The following is a 19,117-nucleotide window of genomic DNA, read 5'->3' on the forward strand; positions in this document are numbered from 1 at the left end:
TGATCAAGCAAGTGATGCTCAATCCACCTCCCTGAGACGGTAGCCAACGCCAGTTTCTGTCGTGATGTATTTTGGTTGATCAGGTGTCTGTTCAATTTTCTGGCGTAGCTGCCGGACATATACGCGAAGATATTGCACATCCGTGGACCCTCCCCACACCTGATCAAGCAGGAACTGGTGTGTCAGAACCTTCCCGGCGTACTGAACAAGAATACGCAAAATGTCGTATTCCTTCGGGGAAAGCCTGATCTCCTTACCATCCACTTTGACTATGCGTTTGACGATGTCGACGGACAGACTCCCCGTTTCAAAGACTGGTCTTTCGCCCTGTTGCTGAAGTCTATGGCGCAGAGCGACACGGATACGGGCCACAATTTCATTCATTCCAAATGGTTTTGTGACGTAATCGTCAGCGCCAAGCTCAAGCGCTTCCACAATTCCCTTCTCATCGGTTCGGCTTGATAGAATAACGACTGGAAGTTCCAGCCCTTCATCACGCCACCTGCGCAGCAATTCATGACCAGACAAATCGGGCAGGCCCAGATCAAGAATAATGAGGTCGGGATGCGTGAGGCGCTCCTGCTCAATCGCCGACCATGCGTTTCCTGCTTCAAGAACGGTATATCCTTGCGTCATCAGGCCTACCCGAAGCAACTTACGGATCGGCGATTCATCATCGACAACCAATATTTTGACATTTGAGTTGGTCATATCAGCTCTTCTATTGCTGGAGTGTCTTTTGGGATAGGCATCCTGATCGTAAAGATCGCGCCGGAGCGGTCTGTTCTGCGCTCGGCTGTGATCGTGCCCCCCATGGCTTCGATGAAGCCTCTCGATATCGAAAGTCCGAGCCCGGTACCGGCTGTTACCCGATCGCCTTTCCTGACGCGATAAAACGTATCGAATACGCGCTCCAGGTCTTCCTGGGGGATACCCGGCCCCTCGTCCATAACCTGTAGTATCACCCAGCCATCGTCGCTCCACGCCTGTATGCGCAAACTTGATCCTTCGGGTGCATATTTTGAGGCATTATCGAGCAGGTTGAACAGAACCTGTTCGAACAGAACCGCATCCAGCCTCAGCACAGGCAAGTCGGCTGGAATATCAATTTCCGTCTTATGTTGACCGATAATTTTCCTAGCCCTATCAAGCGCAGTCCCAACGATATCGCCGACATACTGGAACGCGTAATTCGGTTCCATTGCCCCGGATTCCAGCTTCGTCATATCGAGCAAATTGGAAATAAAGCGATTGAGCCTTTCGGACTCATCAAGCACGGTCGACAACAGGTCAATCTTGGCGTCTTCAGCAAGCGCGGGCGCAAATTCCTTCAACGTTCCAGCCGCGCCCATAATCGCCGCAAGCGGCGTTTTGAGATCGTGTGAAATTGACGTCAGCAGTGCCGAGCGCAGGCGATCTGCTTCGGCCGCCAGCTTTGCGCGGTCAACATCAACTGCAAGCTGTGTTCGTTCAATAGCAACCGCCGCCTGATCCGCCAGTGCGTCCAGCAGCCGTTGCTGCTCCGGTGACAGAAGCGGGCCTTGCTTATCATTGTCGAGACCAATGACACCAACCGCCATACGGCCCGTTCGCAAGGGCAAATAGAGCCGTTTTGCCCCCGGAAGCGTATCGGCTCCCCGGCCCGCAGCGCGGTTGTTTTCCCAAGCCCACCGCGCGGCGGCGATATCAGCCTCATCCAGCGTATCATCCGGCGGATATCCCGCCTTGACCTGAATGGAACCATGATCAGGCAGGAGAAGCACCACCCGTACTTTAAGCATCGACGCAATCTGGAATGCTGTTGCCCAAAGGACGTCATCAAGGGTGCCGGTTCCCGCCAATTTTTTGCTGAAGGAGTAAAGGTCTTCCGTGGTCCGAACACGCTGGCGTGCCGACGAGGCTTGCCGCTGGACCCGAGCCGTCAGATTGCTGGCGATCACCGCGACGACAAAGAAAAATCCGAGGGCAATAACGCTCTCCGGATCACTGATTACCAGAGTATAAAGCGGATCAAGGAAGAAGAAATTAAGCACCGCTGCGCTGACGACAGAGGCAAACAAGGCTGGCCATAATCCCAACGTTACGGCCGATGCCAGCACCGCCATGAGAAATACGAGCGCGATGTTGCGCACATCGAGAAAGCGCGACAGCAGAAGACCAAATCCGAGCGCTGCTACAACATACCCGGTGCTCAAGAGATACGGTTTGATCTGGAAACTTGGTCTTGGTGTACCCGCTGAACGCCGTTGCGAGGAGACCACCTCCTGATCATTGCCTGAAATAACGTGGACGCTGATGTTTCCGGCATGCCGTATCAGGTCGTGGGATACGGATCCCTCAAACAGTTCGCGCCACCGTGGCTTATTCGGCTTGCCCGTTACGATATGAGTGACATTGTTCTCCCGTGCATGCCGGGCGATTTCCTCCGCGGCATTCCGGCCGGGAAGTGTGATCGTGTCACCGCCTAACTGGTCGGCCAAACGCAGGGTTGACGCCAGTCTGTCCCTGTCTGCCTCCGAGAGGTAAGCAAACCGCTGCGTTTCAACATGAACTGCGGCCCATGGAGCACGGAGCCTGTCTGCCAGTCGCCGCGCATAACGCACAAGCGAGGCACCGCGCGGCTGCTCGTCAACACATACCAAAACACGATCACCGGCAGCCCAAGGTCCCGATATTGCATTGGCCTGCATATGCGTAAGCAATTGATCGTCAACGCGCTGGGCAGTCCGGCGCAAGGCAAGTTCACGCAGTGCGGTCAGATTGCCCGGAGAAAAATAGTTCTCTGTCGCTCGTTTGGCCGTAGCAGGCAGGTACACCTTGCCTTCCTGCAATCTCTTGATGAGATCGGCTGGGGTGAGATCGATAATTTCAACTTCATCTGCCTGATCAATGACCGAATCCGGCACAGTTTCGTGCACACGGACCCGGGTGATCTGGGCAACGATATCATTCAGGCTCTCGACATGTTGGATGTTCAGGGTCGAATAGACATCAATGTCCTGAGACAGGATTTCCTCGACATCCATATACCGTTTGGGATGGCGGCTGCCCGGCGCGTTGGTATGCGCGAGTTCGTCAACCAGTACGAGGGCCGGCCGACGCGCGAGGATGGCATCAATATCCATCTCTTCAAGTTGATGATTTTTATAATCCACGCTTCTGCGCGGCATGACTTCAAAACCTTCGACAAGAGCCTGCGTCTCTTTACGACCATGGGTTTCGACAACACCAATCACAACATCTGATCCGTCGGCAATTGCCGCCCGGCCCGACATCAACATTTCGTAGGTCTTTCCTACCCCCGGAGCAGCGCCGAGAAAAATCTTCAGTCGGCCGCGACGTTCACGATCGGCATTTTCGAGAAGTGCATCCGGAGACGGTCTTCGATCCAAGTCGCGGTTGTCGTCAGGCATTTACAAAGCCTCTCCCAATGAAGAAAGGCCGGAGCTGTGCTGACGCAAATCTCCGGCCTCCATATTCAAAAGTTATTTGCCCAGGCTATCAAGCGCCTGATTCAATTTCAGAACATTCACAACCGGTTCACCCATAAAGCCGAGTTCACGGCCTTCGACATTTTGGTCAACCAGTTTGCGAATGGCCTGTTCATCTGCACCACGAGCCTTGGCCACTCGTCCAACCTGAAAATATGCTGCTTCAGGAGAAATGTCCGGATCAAGTCCACTCCCTGAGGTTGTCACGAGATCGATCGGGACCGGTGCGCCGGGGTTACTTTCCTTCAAGGATGCGGCATCGGTTTTGATGCGATCAATCAATTTCGGGTTGGTAGGTCCGAGATTGGAGCCGCTGGAGGCTGCAGCATTGTAGCCGTCACCGGCAGCCGATGGCCGCCCATGAAAATACTGGTCACTTGTGAACGCCTGACCGATCAATTCAGACCCGATTACCTTGCCGTCCTTTTCGACAAGACTGCCATTTGCCTGACGTGCGAAAAGGAGCTGCGATAATCCGGTCATCCCCAAGGGGTAGAGCAGGCCTGTGATAATTGTGAGTGCGATTATCATGACAATCGCGGGCTTAAGTTGTTTGAGCATCGGGATATCCTTTACACAAGCCCAAGGCTTGTTATGACCACGTCGATGGCTTTAATTCCGACGAACGGAACAATAACGCCGCCAAGGCCGTAGATGAGCAGATTGCGGCTTAGAAGCGCCCCGGCACCCACTGCGCGGTATTTTACACCTTTCAGTGACAGGGGGATAAGGGCAACGATGATAAGCGCATTGAAGATGATGGCCGATAGGATGGCGCTCTGAGGTGTCTGCAGACCCATAATATTGAGCGCGGCCAGTTGCGGGTAAAATGCCAGAAACATTGCTGGGATGATCGCAAAGTATTTGGCGATATCATTGGCGATGGAAAATGTCGTCAAGGCACCACGCGTCATGAGCAGCTGCTTGCCGATGCCAACGATTTCGATCAACTTCGTCGGATCACTATCAAGATCGACCATGTTTCCGGCTTCACGAGCAGCAACTGTACCAGTGTTCATGGCAACGCCGACGTCCGCCTGCGCCAGCGCTGGAGCATCATTTGTACCATCACCGCACATGGCAACGAGTTTGCCCTTGGACTGTTCATCGCGGATGAGCGAAAGCTTGTTTTCAGGTGTTGCCTGAGCAAGAAAATCGTCAACGCCAGCTTCCGCAGCAATTGCCGCTGCTGTCAAAGGATTGTCACCGGTGATCATGACGGTGCGAATACCCATGCGCCGCAGTTCAGCGAAACGTTCCCGGATGCCACCCTTCACGATGTCCTTGAGATGAATAACACCCAGAAGCTTCCCGTCCCTGACAACTGCAAGCGGCGTTCCACCTGCTTTGGCAATCTGATCGGCAATCGCCTGCAATTCGCGAACGGTTTCGCTGCTGGCGCGTGTTGCACCTGTCGCGACAGTCGAGAGGTCGACATATGAAAGGACAGCCTCAACCGCGCCTTTTCTGATTGAAGAACCATCAATATCCACGCCGCTCATGCGGCTCTGCGCTGTGAATGGCACAAACGTGGCGTGTAAGGTCGCCATATCGCGGGCGCGGATTCCGTACTTTTCCTTGGCCAGAACCACGATGGAACGGCCCTCAGGAGTTTCGTCCGCGAGCGATGCAAGTTGTGCTGCATCGGCAAGTTCCTGTTCACTCACACCCTTCACCGGGCTGAACTCAGTGGCTTGACGATTACCGAAAGTAATGGTGCCGGTCTTATCAAGCAGCAATGTATCCACATCACCCGCCGCCTCAACCGCACGACCGGACATCGCAAGCACATTGAACTGGATGAGCCTGTCCATACCGGCAATACCGATGGCTGAGAGCAATGCACCGATCGTGGTCGGGATGAGCGTCACGAACAAAGCGACGAGCACCACAACAGGAATGGCGCCGCCCGCATAGGATGCAAAGCTTGGGATAGTCGCCGTGGCAAGAACGAAGATGAGCGTCATGCCTGCAAGAAGGATGTTGAGTGCAATCTCATTGGGTGTCTTTTGACGTTCTGCACCTTCAACGAGCGCGATCATTCGGTCGATGAATGTTGAACCGGCTGCTGCCGTGATGCGGACACGGAGCCAATCGGACAGCACCTGCGTGCCACCCGTTACCGCTGATCGATCACCACCGGATTCCCGGATGACAGGTGCAGATTCGCCTGTTATTGCTGATTCATTGACCGACGCGATACCTTCGACAACTTCGCCGTCTGACGGGATGATGTCGCCAGCGTCAACCAGAACGATATCTCCGACCTTCAGGCTCGTGCCCGGAACCAGTTTGAAATTGGTGCGGTCTTCACCCGACAAGAGCTTTGCCTGGGTTTCGGTACGGGCCTTGCGCAGTGAATCGGCCTGTGCCTTACCCCGCCCTTCCGCGACCGCTTCCGCAAAATTAGCAAAAAGCACCGTGAACCATAACCACACTATGATCTGAAACGAAAAACTGAGGTCATGACCGCCAACAATGATGTCCTTTATGAACAAAATCGTGGTCAGCGCCGAAACCACAGCGACGACGAACATCACCGGATTTCTGGCAAGAGTGCGCGGATCAAGCTTTTTGAAAGCGCCTCCGACGGCTGGTAACAATATGCGAGCGTCCATTAGGCTCGCGGATTTGGACTGGCTCATTTGAGACTCCAGTTGTGACTGAACAGCGGCCGATCAGACCGACGTAACCATGTGAATGAATGCGTATGCGATGAGCCAGACAACAAGCGTCACCAGCATCATGCCGAGGACGATATCGGAAGCCCGCACACGTTTGGCTGCCCCCCGCGCCAGCTTTCGGGCGCGGGAATGAGCGTTGAACTGCAGGTAACCATGACGCATTGGACGCTCCATCAGAATGTCTGGCCAAGACCGATGGCGAGATGCTCGACAATCGGTCCGACAGCGAGCGCCGGGAAGAATGTGAGGCCGCCAACAATCAGGATCACACCAACCAGCAGGCCAACGAACAGTCCGCCGTGGGTCGGGAAAGTGCCCGCGGATTCTGGGACAGTCTTCTTCGTTACCAGCGAGCCAGCGATTGCCAGAGCTGGGATGATGACAAAGAAGCGGCCCATCCACATGCCGATGCCAAGGGTGATGTTGTACCAAGGCGTGTTACCCGAGAGCCCGCCAAAGGCCGAACCGTTATTGGCGGCGGCGGATGTGTAGGCATAAAGAATCTCGGAAAAACCATGCGGGCCAGCATTGCCAACAGACGCAACTGCTGATGGCAGTACACTGGCAATGGCTGTAAAGCCCAACATTGCCAAAGGCAGACACAGGACAGCCAGCATGGCCATCTTGACTTCCTTCGCTTCGATCTTCTTGCCAAGATACTCAGGTGTACGGCCAACCATCAGGCCAGCCACGAAGACTGCGATGACGACATAAAGCAGGATACCGTAAAGACCAGCACCGACGCCGCCRATAACCACTTCGCCCAGCATCATATTGATAAGCGGTATCATACCGCTGATTGCCATGAAGCTGTCATGCATGGCATTGACTGCGCCACATGAGGCTGCCGTGGTAATCACAGCGAAGAGAGCGGATAGGGCGATGCCGAAACGCGCCTCTTTGCCTTCCATGTTGCCACCATCAATACCGAGTGCATGGACCAGCGGGTTACCAGCGGCTTCACCCCAATAGCAAACGATCACACCAGCCAGGAACAATATGCCCATGGCAGCGAAGATCGCCCAGCCCTGACGCTGATTGCCGACCATACGGCCGAACACGTTGGTCAATGCTGCACCAATCACAAAGATTGAAGCCATCTGGAGGAAGTTGGAGATTGCATCGGGATTTTCGAATGGATGAGCGGAATTGACATTGAAGAAGCCGCCGCCATTGGTGCCGAGCATTTTGATAGCAAGCTGCGAAGCAACCGGGCCAACCGCGATCGTCTGCTTGGCGCCTTCCAGCGTGGTTGCCTCGACATAGGTCCCAAGGGTCTGTGGAACGCCGAGATAGACGTAAACAAGTGTCAGGACGATGCAAATGGGCAATAGAATGTAGAGTGTCGCTCTCGTCAGATCGACCCAGAAATTACCAATGGAATTACCGGATGCTCTGGCGAAGCCGCGGATCAACGCAACAGCAATGGCTATGCCTGTCGCTGCGGAGACAAAGTTCTGTACGGTGAAGCCAGCCATCTGCACGAGATAGGACATCGTGCTTTCGCCGCCATAATTCTGCCAGTTGGTATTTGTTACGAAGCTGATGGCTGTGTTGAATGCGAGGGTTGGCTCTGTTGCTGTCATCCCCGCAGGATTAAAGGGGAGAGCACCCTGGAACCGCTGCAGGAAATAAAGCACAAGGAACCCGGCCAGGCTGAAAAGCAGCAAAGCCACCGTGTAGGTGGTCCAATGCTGTTCGTCGCGCTCATTCGTTCCAGCTATTTTATAAAGTCCCCGTTCAACAGGAACGAGAAGTGGCGAAAGAAACGTGCGGTCGCCATTGAAAACGCGCGTCATGTAGCCGCCGAGCGGCTTCACGAGCAGAATGATGATCCCGCAATAAACGAGGATCTGTAACCAACCGTTGAGAGTCATGGTGAAGCTTTCCGAGCCGGGCGCCAGATGCGATCAAAACCGCTCTGGGCGAACAAGGGCGTAGGTGAGATAGGCGAGAAGGAACAAGGTGACAGCACCGCTGAGGATGTAATCGATAATCATTTGGCAGTCTTTCCGGTCAAAGGATATCGCAGGCTTTTGTATAAGCCAGCGATAGAGCCAAGAACAAAACGCCTATTCCGAGAACAATAAAGTCCATCGAACAGAACTCCTTTTTATTGATCGTATCACTGCAAGACAGAACTTCATTGAAGACTTAGCTAAGCCTCAATAAATGCTGCGCTTACTTGTGCGGTACATAAGATGCGAACCGTGGGGATTATGACTCCGAACGCCATAAAGGTTCGAGACGTCACACGTAGGAAAGATATAAAATTCCTATAAGGATTTGCGCAGCAGCTACCTGGCGAAAAACCTGACAAGACCGTCAATTGCGGCCATCAACACAAGGATACCGAGCGCAATCGGTATCAATGATTTGATCCGCGCGGCATCGGCCTTGACGTCATTCGTTGGCGTCTTGAAGCGCCGCTTATCCATTTGCTGCTCCGACATGATTGTCTCCGATTGCGCAACAAACACGTTTTCACCACCACAAGGATGTGGGCTTCCCTTGGCCGTTACGGTCGCTACGGATTGCGTCGAGCCGGCGGCCCATTATCTGAGCAACCAGCTGCCGCATAGAATGACGGCAACACCGGTGAGAATGACGCCCCACAGCCGCAGAAACACACCCAACTCCTCATGACCGGGTGCGGCGTGAACATCATTCTGATTTGCACTGGACGGAGGCAACCTTACGGGTTGTTCATTCTGTCTGTTATGCGCGAAATAATATATTCTGGAGCGCGTAAACATCGCATTCTGTCCTTTTGTTAAGTACGCCAGCTGTCGCGAGTAAATGTGGTTTCGCTCTTCAGAAAAAGTTTATAACCACAGAGTAACAACGGCGTCTGGACACTAACTACGATCGGATATTTTTTCGATTGCGACGGCGTCGGAAAGAAATAAAAATCTTATAAACAAAATGCCGAATTTTATATTGGAACAACTATAGGAGAATATTTATTTGACTTATCGAGTAGCGAGGTTCCTGCTTACAGGCACAAAGGACATCGCGAATTGAGCGCAATCAAGAACGTGAACATGCGGATAGCAGCTTGGCCATGCGTTGTCCTTTATAGCGGTAAATAGCCGCCTCATCGATAGCGTTGAGGCTTTCTGGTTGAAGCGGCGCATCGGTGATTGATGCGAGGATTAACAAATGCGTGATTTTACTTTTCTTCTGGCTTTGGCAGTGATTATTGTCTTGGTCTACGAGACAAATCCCCGTCACTGAACGAATGCCCGGCGAAAATTCGGTACGGCCAAAAGCGCCCCCAAAAGCCCCAGTGGTATTGGATACCTGAAGGGCTTTTATTTGATCAGGAAATGCAAGCAGACGTTGGAGACAACGGGCATTGCAGCATCACCCATTTACCATTCGGCGAAGCTGCCATCTGCGTGACGCCAGATCGGGTTGCGCCAACGGTGCCCCTCTTTGGCACGTTCCGCAACATAGGCCTCATCAACGTCAATGCCCAATCCCGGCCCTTGAGGAATGCTGACAAAGCCGTCTTCATAGTGAAAAACATCCTTGTTGCGAATGTAATCAAGAATGTCATTGGACTTGTTGTAATGAATGCCGAGGCTTTGTTCCTGAATGAATGCGTTGTAACTGACTGCATCGATCTGCAGGCATGCGGCCAAAGCAATAGGCCCGAGCGGACAATGGGGCGCAAGAGCGACATCGTAGGCCTCAGCCATTGCTGCGATCTTGCGGCATTCCGTGATGCCCCCTGCATGCGAAAGATCAGGCTGGATAATGTCAACATAACCTTCCGCAAGGATTCGTTTGAAATCCCAGCGTGAGTAAAGGCGTTCTCCAAGCGCAATTGGCGTCGAACAATGGTTCGCAATCTCCTTCAACGCCTCATAATTCTCGGACAGGACAGGCTCTTCGATGAACATCAGTTTGAACTGGTCGAGTTCCTTGGCAAGCACCTTTGCCATTGGTTTGTGAACCCGCCCGTGGAAGTCGACACCGATACCGATATGCGGACCTATCGCCTCCCGGATCGTCGCAATTGTTGCAACTGCCTTGTCGACTTTCTCCCAGCTGTCGACGATCTGCATTTCCTCGCATCCATTGAGCTTGATGGCCTTGAAACCCTGCGCAACCATTTCCGTTGCGTTGCGGGCCACATCGGAAGGGCGATCACCACCAACCCAGGAATAAACCTTGATCTTATCACGGCATTGACCGCCAAGCAGAGCGTGTACTGGCTGGCCAAGTGCCTTGCCCTTGATATCCCATAAAGCTTGATCGATGCCCGCCAGAGCGCTCATGTGAATAGCGCCACCGCGATAGAAACCACCGCGATAGAGAACGTTCCAGTGATCCTCAATCAGAAATGGATTTTTGCCGATCAGGTAATCCGCGAGTTCATGGACCGCGGCTTCCGTCGTCAGAGCCCTCCCCTCAACAACCGGTTCGCCCCATCCGGAAACACCTTCGTCAGTTTCGATTTTGAGAAACAGCCAACGGGGCGGGACAATGTAAGTGGTGAGCTTGGTGATCTTCATGGTGTCTGCACTTTCAGTATTCGGATAATCTATCGCGTTTTGCTGTCGTTGAGCGCTGACGCCAGATCTCTGGCGGCAAGATCGAGCAGATGTCCGGAACATCTGCGGGCAGCGGCTCTGTCGCGCATACGCAACGCCTCAACAAGCTCTCCATGGGCGGCTATCGCTTCGTCCCGCGTTTCCACCGCCTCGTTGGAGGCCTGCAGCGAGTATTTGAGGCCCGCATGGATAATTCCCGACAATTGCCGGAAAACCTGATTGTGGCTGGCCTTGAGCAGGGTTGCGTGAAAATTCACATCGGCTTCGGTGAACCGGCCAATATCGCCTTCACTGTCGCGCATGTCTTGCCAAGCCTTTTCAAGATCAGCGATCTCCTGTGCCGTCGCCCTATCGGCAGCTAATTCCGCAGCCATAGGTTCAACTGTGCGGCGTGCTTCAAGAATACAACCAAGCAGATCGAAATTGGCTATGTTCGGGCCCATCCACTCCAGCACCTGCTGGTCAAGAATATTCCAGTCGTCCTTGTCACAGACCGTCGTGCCAACCCGTGGTTTGCCACGCACGAGGCCCTTTGATTCAAGTGTTTTCAATGATTCGCGAATGACCGTGCGGCTGACGTTATACTGTGCGCAAAGGTCATTTTCACGCGGAAGGAGTGTACCGGACGGATAACGGTCAGCACAAATCTCCATGGCGATGGCCGCTGTGACATTCTTTTGGACACGCGGGCGCCGAAGCACTCCATCAGCGGTCTGCTCCGCTTGCCCCAAGATTACTGTCTCCACCCTGCCCTCCAAACCCCGACGCGACATCCCGCATATAAGTCGGCGCTATAATCCACACCCATCACCGTTGATGGGCTCCTCGTCCTATCACTCTACAACACTTCTCTCTACTATCTCAATCATCATACATTGGCAATTGACTGGTATGATGATTTAACTTATTCCTAGGGTGCTGCTGGGAGCAGCCAAAATTTTTGGGAGAGAGATATGCGCTTTATAAAAGCAGCCATATTGGCTGGCACAGTCGCCATAATTGCAGCTGGTAGTGCTTTTGCTGCAGACGTCAAAATAGGCTTCATCGTCAAACAACCCGAAGAACCGTGGTTTCAGGATGAATGGAAGTTTGCTGACGTCGCTGCCAAGGAAAAAGGCTTCACGCTGGTGAAGATCGGCGCGGAAGACGGTGAAAAAGTCCAGTCTGCAATTGATAATCTCGGTGCACAGGGTGCACAGGGTTTCATCATCTGCACGCCCGACGTGAAGCTCGGACCTGGCATCGTCGCCAAGGCGACAGCCAATGAACTCAAGATGATGACGGTCGATGACCGCCTCGTCGGCGCGGACGGCAAACCATTGGAGGATGTTCCGCATATGGGAATTTCCGCCAGCAAGATTGGTGAAGCTGTAGGCCAGGCAATGGTCGACGAAATCAAAAAGCGCGGCTGGGATATGAAGACCGTCGGTGCAATCCGGGTTTCCTATGACCAGTTACCGACTGCCGTCGATCGCGTTGAAGGCGCCTTATCGGCGCTGAAAGCAGCTGGCTTCCCGCAGGCCAATATTTTTGACGCCCCGCAGGCCAAGACTGACACGGAAGCTGCACTCAACGCGGCAACGGTTGTTCTCAACAAAAACGCTGGCATCAAACATTGGGTTGCAGTGGGATTGAACGATGAATCCGTGCTTGGTGCCGTCCGTGCTACCGAAAGCGTCGGCATTCCTGCTGACGGTGTAATCGGCATCGGAATCGGTGGTGCGGAATCGGCGATCAACGAGTTCAAGAAGCCAACACCAACCGGTTTCTTCGGCACGGTGATCATTTCGCCAAAGCGTCACGGCTACGAAACTGCCCTCAACATGTACGACTGGATCGCCAACGGCAAACAGCCGGCAAAGCTGACCCTGACAGCCGGGCAGCTGGCATTGCGCGATAATTATGCCGAAGTGCGCAAGGAACTCGGCATCGAATAATCCTCGGAACAGGCAATAAACGCCCGGCAATTTTGCCGGGCAGTACAATCCTTGAGGGCTTGGCCGACCATGGCATCTTTCCTTGAATTCAAAAACATCAGTAAGGGGTATCCGGGCGTACAGGCGCTGTCCGATATTTCCTTCGCAGTGGAAAAGGGCGCTGTGCACGGCCTCATGGGCGAGAATGGTGCGGGGAAATCCACGCTGATCCGCATTCTCTCCGGAGATCAGTCCGCTGACACTGGCGAAATCTCTCTTGATGGTTCAGTTCAACACTATTCATCAACGCGCGATGCGTTTGACGCTGGCGTCATCGTCATTCATCAGGAACTGCAGCTTGTCGCCGAACTGACGGTTGCCGAAAACCTCTGGCTCGGACGGTTCCCTGCCAAGGCAGGCATGATCGATTTCAAGAAGCTTGTCTCGGATGTGTCGCAGAAGCTTGAAGCAATCGGCATTGATGTCGATCCCAGAATCAAGGTTGCAAACCTTTCGATCGGCCAGCGCCAGATGGTCGAGATTGCCAAGGCGGTCATGCTTGATGCACGCGTGATTGCTCTGGATGAGCCAACCTCTTCCCTGTCGTCCCGTGAAAGCGAAATTCTGTTTGCACTGATTGGCAAACTGAAAGCCCAAGGCAAGATCATCCTCTACATCTCCCATAGGCTCGACGAGGTGTTTCGTCTTTGTGATAGCCTGACTGTTTTGCGGGACGGCAAGCTTGCCGCCCATCATGCCAGTCTCGCGGAGGTGACGCGCGATCAGGTGATTACGGAGATGGTCGGGCGCGAGATCAGCAATATTTGGGGGTGGCGCGCCCGCAAAATAGGAACCGAGCGCCTGAAGGTTGAAAAGCTCGGTGGCAGGCTTCTGCCCAACCCTGTTTCCTTTGACGTTCGCTCGGGCGAGATTTTCGGTTTCTTCGGCCTGATCGGTGCCGGGCGGTCAGAAATGGCACGGTTGCTCTATGGCGCTGACCATCGCCATACCGGCACCGTCACGATCGACGGCGTGGCTGTTGGCGGTAATAATCCCCGGCATTCCATTGAAGCCGGTATGGTCTTGTGCCCGGAAGACCGCAAATTCGATGGCATTATTCAGGGCCGTTCCATCGAGGAGAATATTGCGGTTTCATCACGCCGTCATTTTTCACCGTTGGGCATATTGCAGCCGGGTAAAGAGGCAAGGCTCGCGGATCGCTTCATCGAGAAATTGCGAATACGGACGCCTTCACGCAAGCAGGACATCGTCAATCTCTCCGGCGGCAATCAGCAGAAAGTCATTCTTGGCCGCTGGCTTTCCGAGCAGGGCGTCAAGGTGCTTGTCATTGATGAGCCCACACGCGGAATAGACGTCGGTGCAAAAGCGGAAATTTACAACATTCTTTACGAACTGGCCGAAAATGGCATGGCTATCATCGTTATTTCGAGCGAGCTGCCGGAAGTCATGGGTATCTCGGATCGAATTGCGGTGATGTGTCAGGGGCGTATCGCTGCCGTATATGATCGCGACGCTTTCGACGAGAGAAAAATCCTTGCAGCTGCCCTTCCCGACAGATCTGCCGCAGCCGTGGCCTAAACTGATTTGAAAAAGGTTTGAAATGAGCGTGTCTCTCAAAAAGCTTCTCCTTGGCGAACAAGGTCTCGTTGTCATCTTTGCTTTGGCCTTTATCGTCGTTGCGGTGTTCGTTCCCAACTTTCTCACGGAACGCAACATGCTCGGCTTGCTGCAGTCGGTTGTGACAATCGGCATTGTCGCCTGCACAATGATGTTTTGCCTTGCCTCGCGGGATTTCGATCTTTCTGTCGGGTCAACAGTTGCCTTCTGCGGGATGATCGCTGTCATGGCTTCAAACGCCACCGGTTCCATATTGCTCGGCCTGATCGCAGCGCTTCTCTGTGGCGCGCTCGTCGGATTGGTCAATGGTGTGGTCATCGCGCGCTTTCGCATCAATGCCTTGATCACGACCCTTGCGACCATGCAGATCGTTCGCGGCCTCGCGCTCATTTCGTCCGATGGCAGAGCTGTCGGTATCAACGATCCCAATTTCTACCAGCTTGCCCTGTCGAAATTCCTTGGGATTCCGGCGCCCATCTGGGTCATGCTCGTACTTTTCATTGCTTTTGGCTTTATCCTCAACCGAACGGTCTTTGGCAAAAATACACTTGCCATCGGTGGCAATCCCGAGGCCTCCAGACTGGCCGGCGTCAATGTCGTTTCCATGCGCGTCTGGATATTTGCGCTGCAGGGCTTTGTCTGCGCCATTGCGGGTATTCTCCTTGCCTCACGCATTACGTCTGGACAGCCAAATGCGGCGACAGGCCTTGAGCTGTCGGTAATTTCGGCCTGCGTGCTTGGCGGTGTGTCGCTGGCCGGAGGCCGGGCAGCCATGGCGGGTGTCATTGTAGGCGTTCTGATTATGGGCATAGCCGAGAATGTCATGAACCTTTTGAACATTCAGGCTTTTTATCAATATGTTGTGCGCGGTTTGATTTTGCTTCTGGCGGTGCTGCTCGACAATCTGAGATCTGGTGCGGTGGGCCGCAGAGGCTGATGGTCCGCCTTGGCAACAGCGAGCTGAACGTTCAAATCAACCCTCAAGGCGGCTGCCTGATGGCAGCCACTTTTTGCGGAAAACCCTTCCTGAAACCAGCACCTGTTGGGTGCTTTCCACTGGTTCCCTTTGGCAATCGCGTTGCGGGGAACCAATTTCGCTTTCGCAACCAAACACATGTGCTCAAGCCCAATACGAAAGACGATCCGCTTTATCTGCATGGTGATGGCTGGCTGGCACCTTGGCTGGTGGTGGAGGAAAGCCAAACACATGTTCGTTTGGCTTATGAGCACCAAGCGTCGCACCAATCACCCTATTCGTATCGCGCAGTTCAGATAGTTTCGATCAACGGGAACACACTTAATCTTGGCCTGAGTGTGGAAAACCGGGGAGAAATTGCACTGCCTTTCGGACTGGGATTCCATCCCTTTTTTCCAAGAACGCAGCAAACGCGGCTGCGAGCGCCAGCAACACTATTCTGGAGTGAAAAGACAGGACATCTACCCGATACGGCAGGACCGGTCCCTGATGATTTGAATTTTGCAGCCTTCAATCACCTGCCGGACCGGTGGGTCAACAATGCTTTTGCGGGCTGGAACGGAACAGCACAAATCGCCTGGCCGGAAGCGCGCATGACTGCGGCAATATCAGGAGATCCCTTGTTTTCTCATTACATGATTTATGCTCCTGAAGATCGAAAAGATTTCTTTTGTTTCGAGCCGATGAGCCATCTGCCGAATGGGCATAACTTGCCCGAACTGGGCAATCTCACCACTCTGGAGCCTGGTGATAAATTAAGCGGCGGCATTACACTGCGCATCGACGAAATGAGGGACTGATACAGATGGCGAGACGTCTTTCGGACAAACGGATCATGATCACCGGCGCCGCTCAAGGGATAGGGCTTGCCATCGCTCAGGCATCCGCCAGAGAAGGGGCGAGCCTATATCTCATTGACACGGACCAATTGCTCTTGCAGCAGGTTGCAGCCGACCTTCAAACCATCGGTGCGACGGTAGAGTCGAGTGCGGTGAGTATCACCGATGAGCCCGCTATTATGGCAGCGGTGGTCCGGGCGAAATCTGTCATCGGTCCGTTGAATGCCTTGATTAACAATGCAGGTATCAACGTCTTCAATGAGCCGCTTTTGACGACAGATGAAGAATGGCAACGCTGTTTCGATGTCAATCTGAAGGGCGCATGGAATTGCTGCAAGGCGGTTCTGCCTGATATGATCGCGAACGGCGGTGGCGCCATTTTGAATATTGCCTCCACCCATGCCTTCACCATCATTCCCCATACCTTCCCCTATCCTCTTGCCAAACATGCATTGCTCGGCATGACGAAGTCGTTGGGGCTGGAATATGCCGCCAGAGGCATCCGGGTGAACGCACTGGCACCCGGTTATGTCTCGACACAGAAGGTCATAGATTACTGGAATTCGTTTCCCGATCCTGATGCTGCCAAAGCGGAAACAATGGCCCTGCATCCGGGCGGGCGTATCGCATCCCCCGAAGAAATAGCACTCGCCGCCGTGTTTATGATCTCTGACGAGTGCCCCTTCATGAATGCCACATGCCTGACTATCGACGGTGGCTTGAGTGTGCGGCAGCACGGTTAACACCCGTGATCACGCCAACGAAAGCATCTGCGCCGGTCTTATTGTTTTTTCTGGTCGCAGAAACCGGATATTCGGATCATTGACATGATGCGGTTGGGCCATCGTAGCTCCGTTCCACAGTGAAGCATATTTCACCTGACAGCTTCAATCGCCTTTACCAGCTGCGCCGCATCGAAGCCGAGAACCCGTGCAAGCCAGATCAGCTCGACCACATCCACACGGCGTTGACCGCTTTCCAACCTGGCAACGAAGGACTGGTATTCGTCTAATGCGTTGGCAAGTTCAGCTTGCGTAAAGCCAGCGGCTTCACGCTTGGCAATCAGCATGGCGATTAATGCCTTGTGCTGTTCCGTCCCAAGCGTTTTTGCCATCCGTTACCCTGTTGCCCGGAACAGACCGACAATCCGCCCCAGCAAAGACATCGCCGGATAAAACAGGATTGAGCTCACACCAGCCGCAAACACAAGCACCAGCACGAATTGCACTGGCGACAGGAGCCCTGAACGCGGTGGCTGCGGCTCATCCATGCATCATTCCCCGGCTTTTCGCGCCTCAAATTCGATTCGCACTTTTTCCGCCTGCTTCAGCAATGTGTCTTTACACGCCTTGCGGTCCATATCCGTTGGCTGTTTCGATGAAGCGATCAACCCTTTCAGCCAGCCCCGGACTGTCTTGTCGGCCTCTTCGGGCGAGCGACCCAGCGCCTTGAGAATGGTTTCGCTGCTTTCAATGGCGGAATAATGCGGCTCGCGGCCAAGTGCGTTCTGACATTGATAGGAGATTGTCACCAGCTGTTTGACATCGGCGATCAGACTGGCATCACTACTCCTGCCACCGGATGGTGTCGTACAACCCGCCAACAAGGCAATCACAAGTCCCGTTCCGATCACCGCAAACCGCATCGCATCCCCCATCATGTGCTGCAACGCTACCTGTCGAAAAGAGACGTGTCGAGCGCAACCTTGGTTGGTTAGCGCCGCCCATTATACTCGGGTACTTTGTTTTCTCCGCCAAACAGCAGTTCCTGTGGATTGCTGTCGAAATTCGAAATAGCGCGTTCGATACTCTCCACCGAACGGCGGCTATCGGAAATAAACTTCTGCGCGTTGCGCAGCTTTTCGCCCGTATAGGTTCCCAGTGTTTTCATGATCGGGGCAAGGCGCGCCTGCAGGCCATCAGCCGTGTCGCGATAGGATTGCAGCTGTTCGCGGATATTGGCAACCGTACCGCCTTTGTCCTCGGAAAGTTCCTTGTCCAGCCTGGTCAGGGCATCATCGACTTTTACCGAGGCCTCATTGATCCGCGACATGGTTTCGCGCGCATCCTTGATAACCGCCTGTACATCCTGCGCCCGCTGTCCGTAACGGTTGATCATCTCAGTGCTATCCGCAAGCTGCTGGGTAAAATCCTTTGCCTCATGCGCTCTGTCGAGAGCTGGCCCTTTCATTTCGTCCAGATAGCTTTCGGTGGCATCCATCGCGCGATCCACCTTCTGAAGAACATCCTGCACCGTTTGCACCAATGTTTTCAGGGACGAGGGATCAATATCGATACGCGCGACCGTATCTTCCTTTTCCGCTTCTTCAAGCAGCTTGGGCTCATAGCTCTTGCCGCCCTTCAACTCGATATAAGCCTGTCCGGTCAGCATGACAAAGGCCAGTTCCGCCTGAGTCGACCGCGTGATCGGCGTGGTTGAATCGATCTCAGTCTGGGCGATAACCACATCAGGATTGCTTGCATCAATGAAAAGTCGCGTGACTTCGCCGACCTTCAAGCCATTGAACAAAACCTGGCTCTTGACGACCAGCCCCGTTACGGAACCGGGAATGCGGATTTCAAGCATTGATGTCGGGCGGGTGTCGCCCAAACGCTCGATCCAGTAGACAAAACCAAGGGCCAGCACACTCACCAGCACGGTGAAAATACTGACCACAAGATAATTGGCCTTGGTTTCCATTCACGATTCCATTCATCCAGACCGACATGCTCACAACCATATCGTGCGATATCCCTAGCCTTGCATGTCACCAAACGCCACTATCTTCTTGATGGTTCCGATAGAAGAACTGTCTTATTTGCTAACATCGGGAGGCTGCGACCAACGTTACGATTGCCCCCTGACGTTACGGCAAGAGCCAAATCTCATAACGTTCCCGTTACGTAACTCACGTAATCGTAACGGCTGTTATCAACAGTCTGTGTGTTACGTGACCATAATGTTGCCCGGTAGGGAACGCACCCTTATCAAGTTAATGTAAGTGATTCGCG

General features: G+C 53.7%; 19 protein-coding genes. 5 read left to right on the top strand and 14 right to left on the bottom strand.

Going from position 1 to position 19,117, the window contains the following annotated elements:
• Positions 1-18 precede the first annotated feature (18 nt).
• The 10 genes from AB4Y96_RS02485 to AB4Y96_RS02530 form a co-directional block, all read right to left on the bottom strand.
• Positions 19-711, bottom strand: a complete 693-nt coding sequence (locus AB4Y96_RS02485) for a response regulator transcription factor (protein ID WP_441915445.1) — start codon at positions 709-711, stop codon at positions 19-21.
• Positions 708-3,413, bottom strand: a complete 2,706-nt coding sequence (locus AB4Y96_RS02490; RefSeq protein WP_441915447.1) for a DUF4118 domain-containing protein — start codon at positions 3,411-3,413, stop codon at positions 708-710. Before AB4Y96_RS02490 ends, AB4Y96_RS02485 begins: the two co-directional genes overlap by 4 nt.
• Before the next feature lie 72 nt (positions 3,414-3,485).
• On the bottom strand, positions 3,486-4,052 hold the full coding sequence (gene kdpC / locus AB4Y96_RS02495) for a potassium-transporting ATPase subunit KdpC (RefSeq protein ID WP_441915449.1): 567 nt from the start codon (positions 4,050-4,052) through the stop codon (positions 3,486-3,488).
• Positions 4,053-4,063: 11 nt separating this feature from the next.
• Positions 4,064-6,136: a potassium-transporting ATPase subunit KdpB gene (gene kdpB, locus AB4Y96_RS02500; RefSeq protein WP_091879684.1), complete on the bottom strand. Its 2,073-nt coding sequence runs from the start codon at positions 6,134-6,136 to the stop codon at positions 4,064-4,066.
• Between the two features lie 33 nt (positions 6,137-6,169).
• Positions 6,170-6,337, bottom strand: coding sequence for a hypothetical protein (locus AB4Y96_RS02505; RefSeq protein ID WP_175540558.1), 168 nt, complete (start codon positions 6,335-6,337; stop codon positions 6,170-6,172).
• A gap of 11 nt (positions 6,338-6,348) precedes the next feature.
• Positions 6,349-8,052 carry a potassium-transporting ATPase subunit KdpA gene (gene kdpA / locus AB4Y96_RS02510; RefSeq protein WP_441915452.1) on the bottom strand — a complete coding sequence of 568 codons (1,704 nt, stop codon included), beginning with the start codon at positions 8,050-8,052 and terminating at the stop codon, positions 6,349-6,351.
• A 33-nt stretch (positions 8,053-8,085) separates the two neighbouring features.
• The gene (locus AB4Y96_RS02515; RefSeq protein ID WP_091879681.1) at positions 8,086-8,175 is read right to left on the bottom strand and encodes a K(+)-transporting ATPase subunit F; all 90 of its coding nucleotides are present in this window, start codon (positions 8,173-8,175) and stop codon (positions 8,086-8,088) included.
• Positions 8,176-8,472: 297 nt separating this feature from the next.
• Positions 8,473-8,628 carry a hypothetical protein gene (locus AB4Y96_RS02520; RefSeq protein ID WP_175540557.1) on the bottom strand — a complete coding sequence of 52 codons (156 nt, stop codon included), beginning with the start codon at positions 8,626-8,628 and terminating at the stop codon, positions 8,473-8,475.
• Between the two features lie 921 nt (positions 8,629-9,549).
• The gene (dgoD, locus tag AB4Y96_RS02525) at positions 9,550-10,698 is read right to left on the bottom strand and encodes a galactonate dehydratase (protein ID WP_441915454.1); all 1,149 of its coding nucleotides are present in this window, start codon (positions 10,696-10,698) and stop codon (positions 9,550-9,552) included.
• A gap of 29 nt (positions 10,699-10,727) precedes the next feature.
• The gene (locus AB4Y96_RS02530; RefSeq protein WP_441915456.1) at positions 10,728-11,483 is read right to left on the bottom strand and encodes a FadR/GntR family transcriptional regulator; all 756 of its coding nucleotides are present in this window, start codon (positions 11,481-11,483) and stop codon (positions 10,728-10,730) included.
• Between the two features lie 207 nt (positions 11,484-11,690).
• Here AB4Y96_RS02530 and AB4Y96_RS02535 point away from each other — a divergent pair, with 207 nt between their 5' ends.
• The 5 genes from AB4Y96_RS02535 (at position 11,691) to AB4Y96_RS02555 (ending at position 16,849) form a co-directional block, all read left to right on the top strand.
• The gene (locus tag AB4Y96_RS02535; RefSeq protein ID WP_091879677.1) at positions 11,691-12,674 is read left to right on the top strand and encodes an arabinose ABC transporter substrate-binding protein; all 984 of its coding nucleotides are present in this window, start codon (positions 11,691-11,693) and stop codon (positions 12,672-12,674) included.
• 69 nt (positions 12,675-12,743) lie between these two features.
• Complete coding sequence (araG, locus tag AB4Y96_RS02540; protein WP_441915458.1) at positions 12,744-14,252, top strand: L-arabinose ABC transporter ATP-binding protein AraG; 1,509 nt, start codon at positions 12,744-12,746, stop codon at positions 14,250-14,252.
• A gap of 22 nt (positions 14,253-14,274) precedes the next feature.
• The gene (araH, locus tag AB4Y96_RS02545) at positions 14,275-15,228 is read left to right on the top strand and encodes an L-arabinose ABC transporter permease AraH (RefSeq protein WP_091879674.1); all 954 of its coding nucleotides are present in this window, start codon (positions 14,275-14,277) and stop codon (positions 15,226-15,228) included.
• On the top strand, positions 15,228-16,067 hold the full coding sequence (locus AB4Y96_RS02550) for an aldose 1-epimerase (RefSeq protein WP_441915460.1): 840 nt from the start codon (positions 15,228-15,230) through the stop codon (positions 16,065-16,067). Before araH ends, AB4Y96_RS02550 begins: the two co-directional genes overlap by 1 nt.
• 5 nt (positions 16,068-16,072) lie before the next feature.
• A complete protein-coding gene (locus tag AB4Y96_RS02555; protein WP_441915462.1) occupies positions 16,073-16,849 on the top strand; it encodes an SDR family oxidoreductase in 777 nt (258 codons plus the stop codon).
• A 131-nt stretch (positions 16,850-16,980) separates the two neighbouring features.
• Here AB4Y96_RS02555 and AB4Y96_RS02560 read toward each other — a convergent pair whose 3' ends face one another.
• The 4 genes from AB4Y96_RS02560 to AB4Y96_RS02575 form a co-directional block, all read right to left on the bottom strand.
• Positions 16,981-17,220, bottom strand: a complete 240-nt coding sequence (locus AB4Y96_RS02560; protein ID WP_441915464.1) for a helix-turn-helix domain-containing protein — start codon at positions 17,218-17,220, stop codon at positions 16,981-16,983.
• Positions 17,221-17,223: 3 nt separating this feature from the next.
• Positions 17,224-17,376 carry a hypothetical protein gene (locus AB4Y96_RS02565; RefSeq protein WP_162700285.1) on the bottom strand — a complete coding sequence of 51 codons (153 nt, stop codon included), beginning with the start codon at positions 17,374-17,376 and terminating at the stop codon, positions 17,224-17,226.
• A 3-nt stretch (positions 17,377-17,379) separates the two neighbouring features.
• The gene (locus AB4Y96_RS02570) at positions 17,380-17,751 is read right to left on the bottom strand and encodes a hypothetical protein (RefSeq protein ID WP_441915466.1); all 372 of its coding nucleotides are present in this window, start codon (positions 17,749-17,751) and stop codon (positions 17,380-17,382) included.
• 68 nt (positions 17,752-17,819) lie between these two features.
• On the bottom strand, positions 17,820-18,806 hold the full coding sequence (locus AB4Y96_RS02575) for an MlaD family protein (RefSeq protein ID WP_091879666.1): 987 nt from the start codon (positions 18,804-18,806) through the stop codon (positions 17,820-17,822).
• Between the last annotated feature and the right edge of the window lie 311 nt (positions 18,807-19,117).

The sequence above is a fragment of the Phyllobacterium sp. TAF24 genome (assembly GCF_052113785.1).
Lineage (GTDB): Bacteria > Pseudomonadota > Alphaproteobacteria > Rhizobiales > Rhizobiaceae > Phyllobacterium.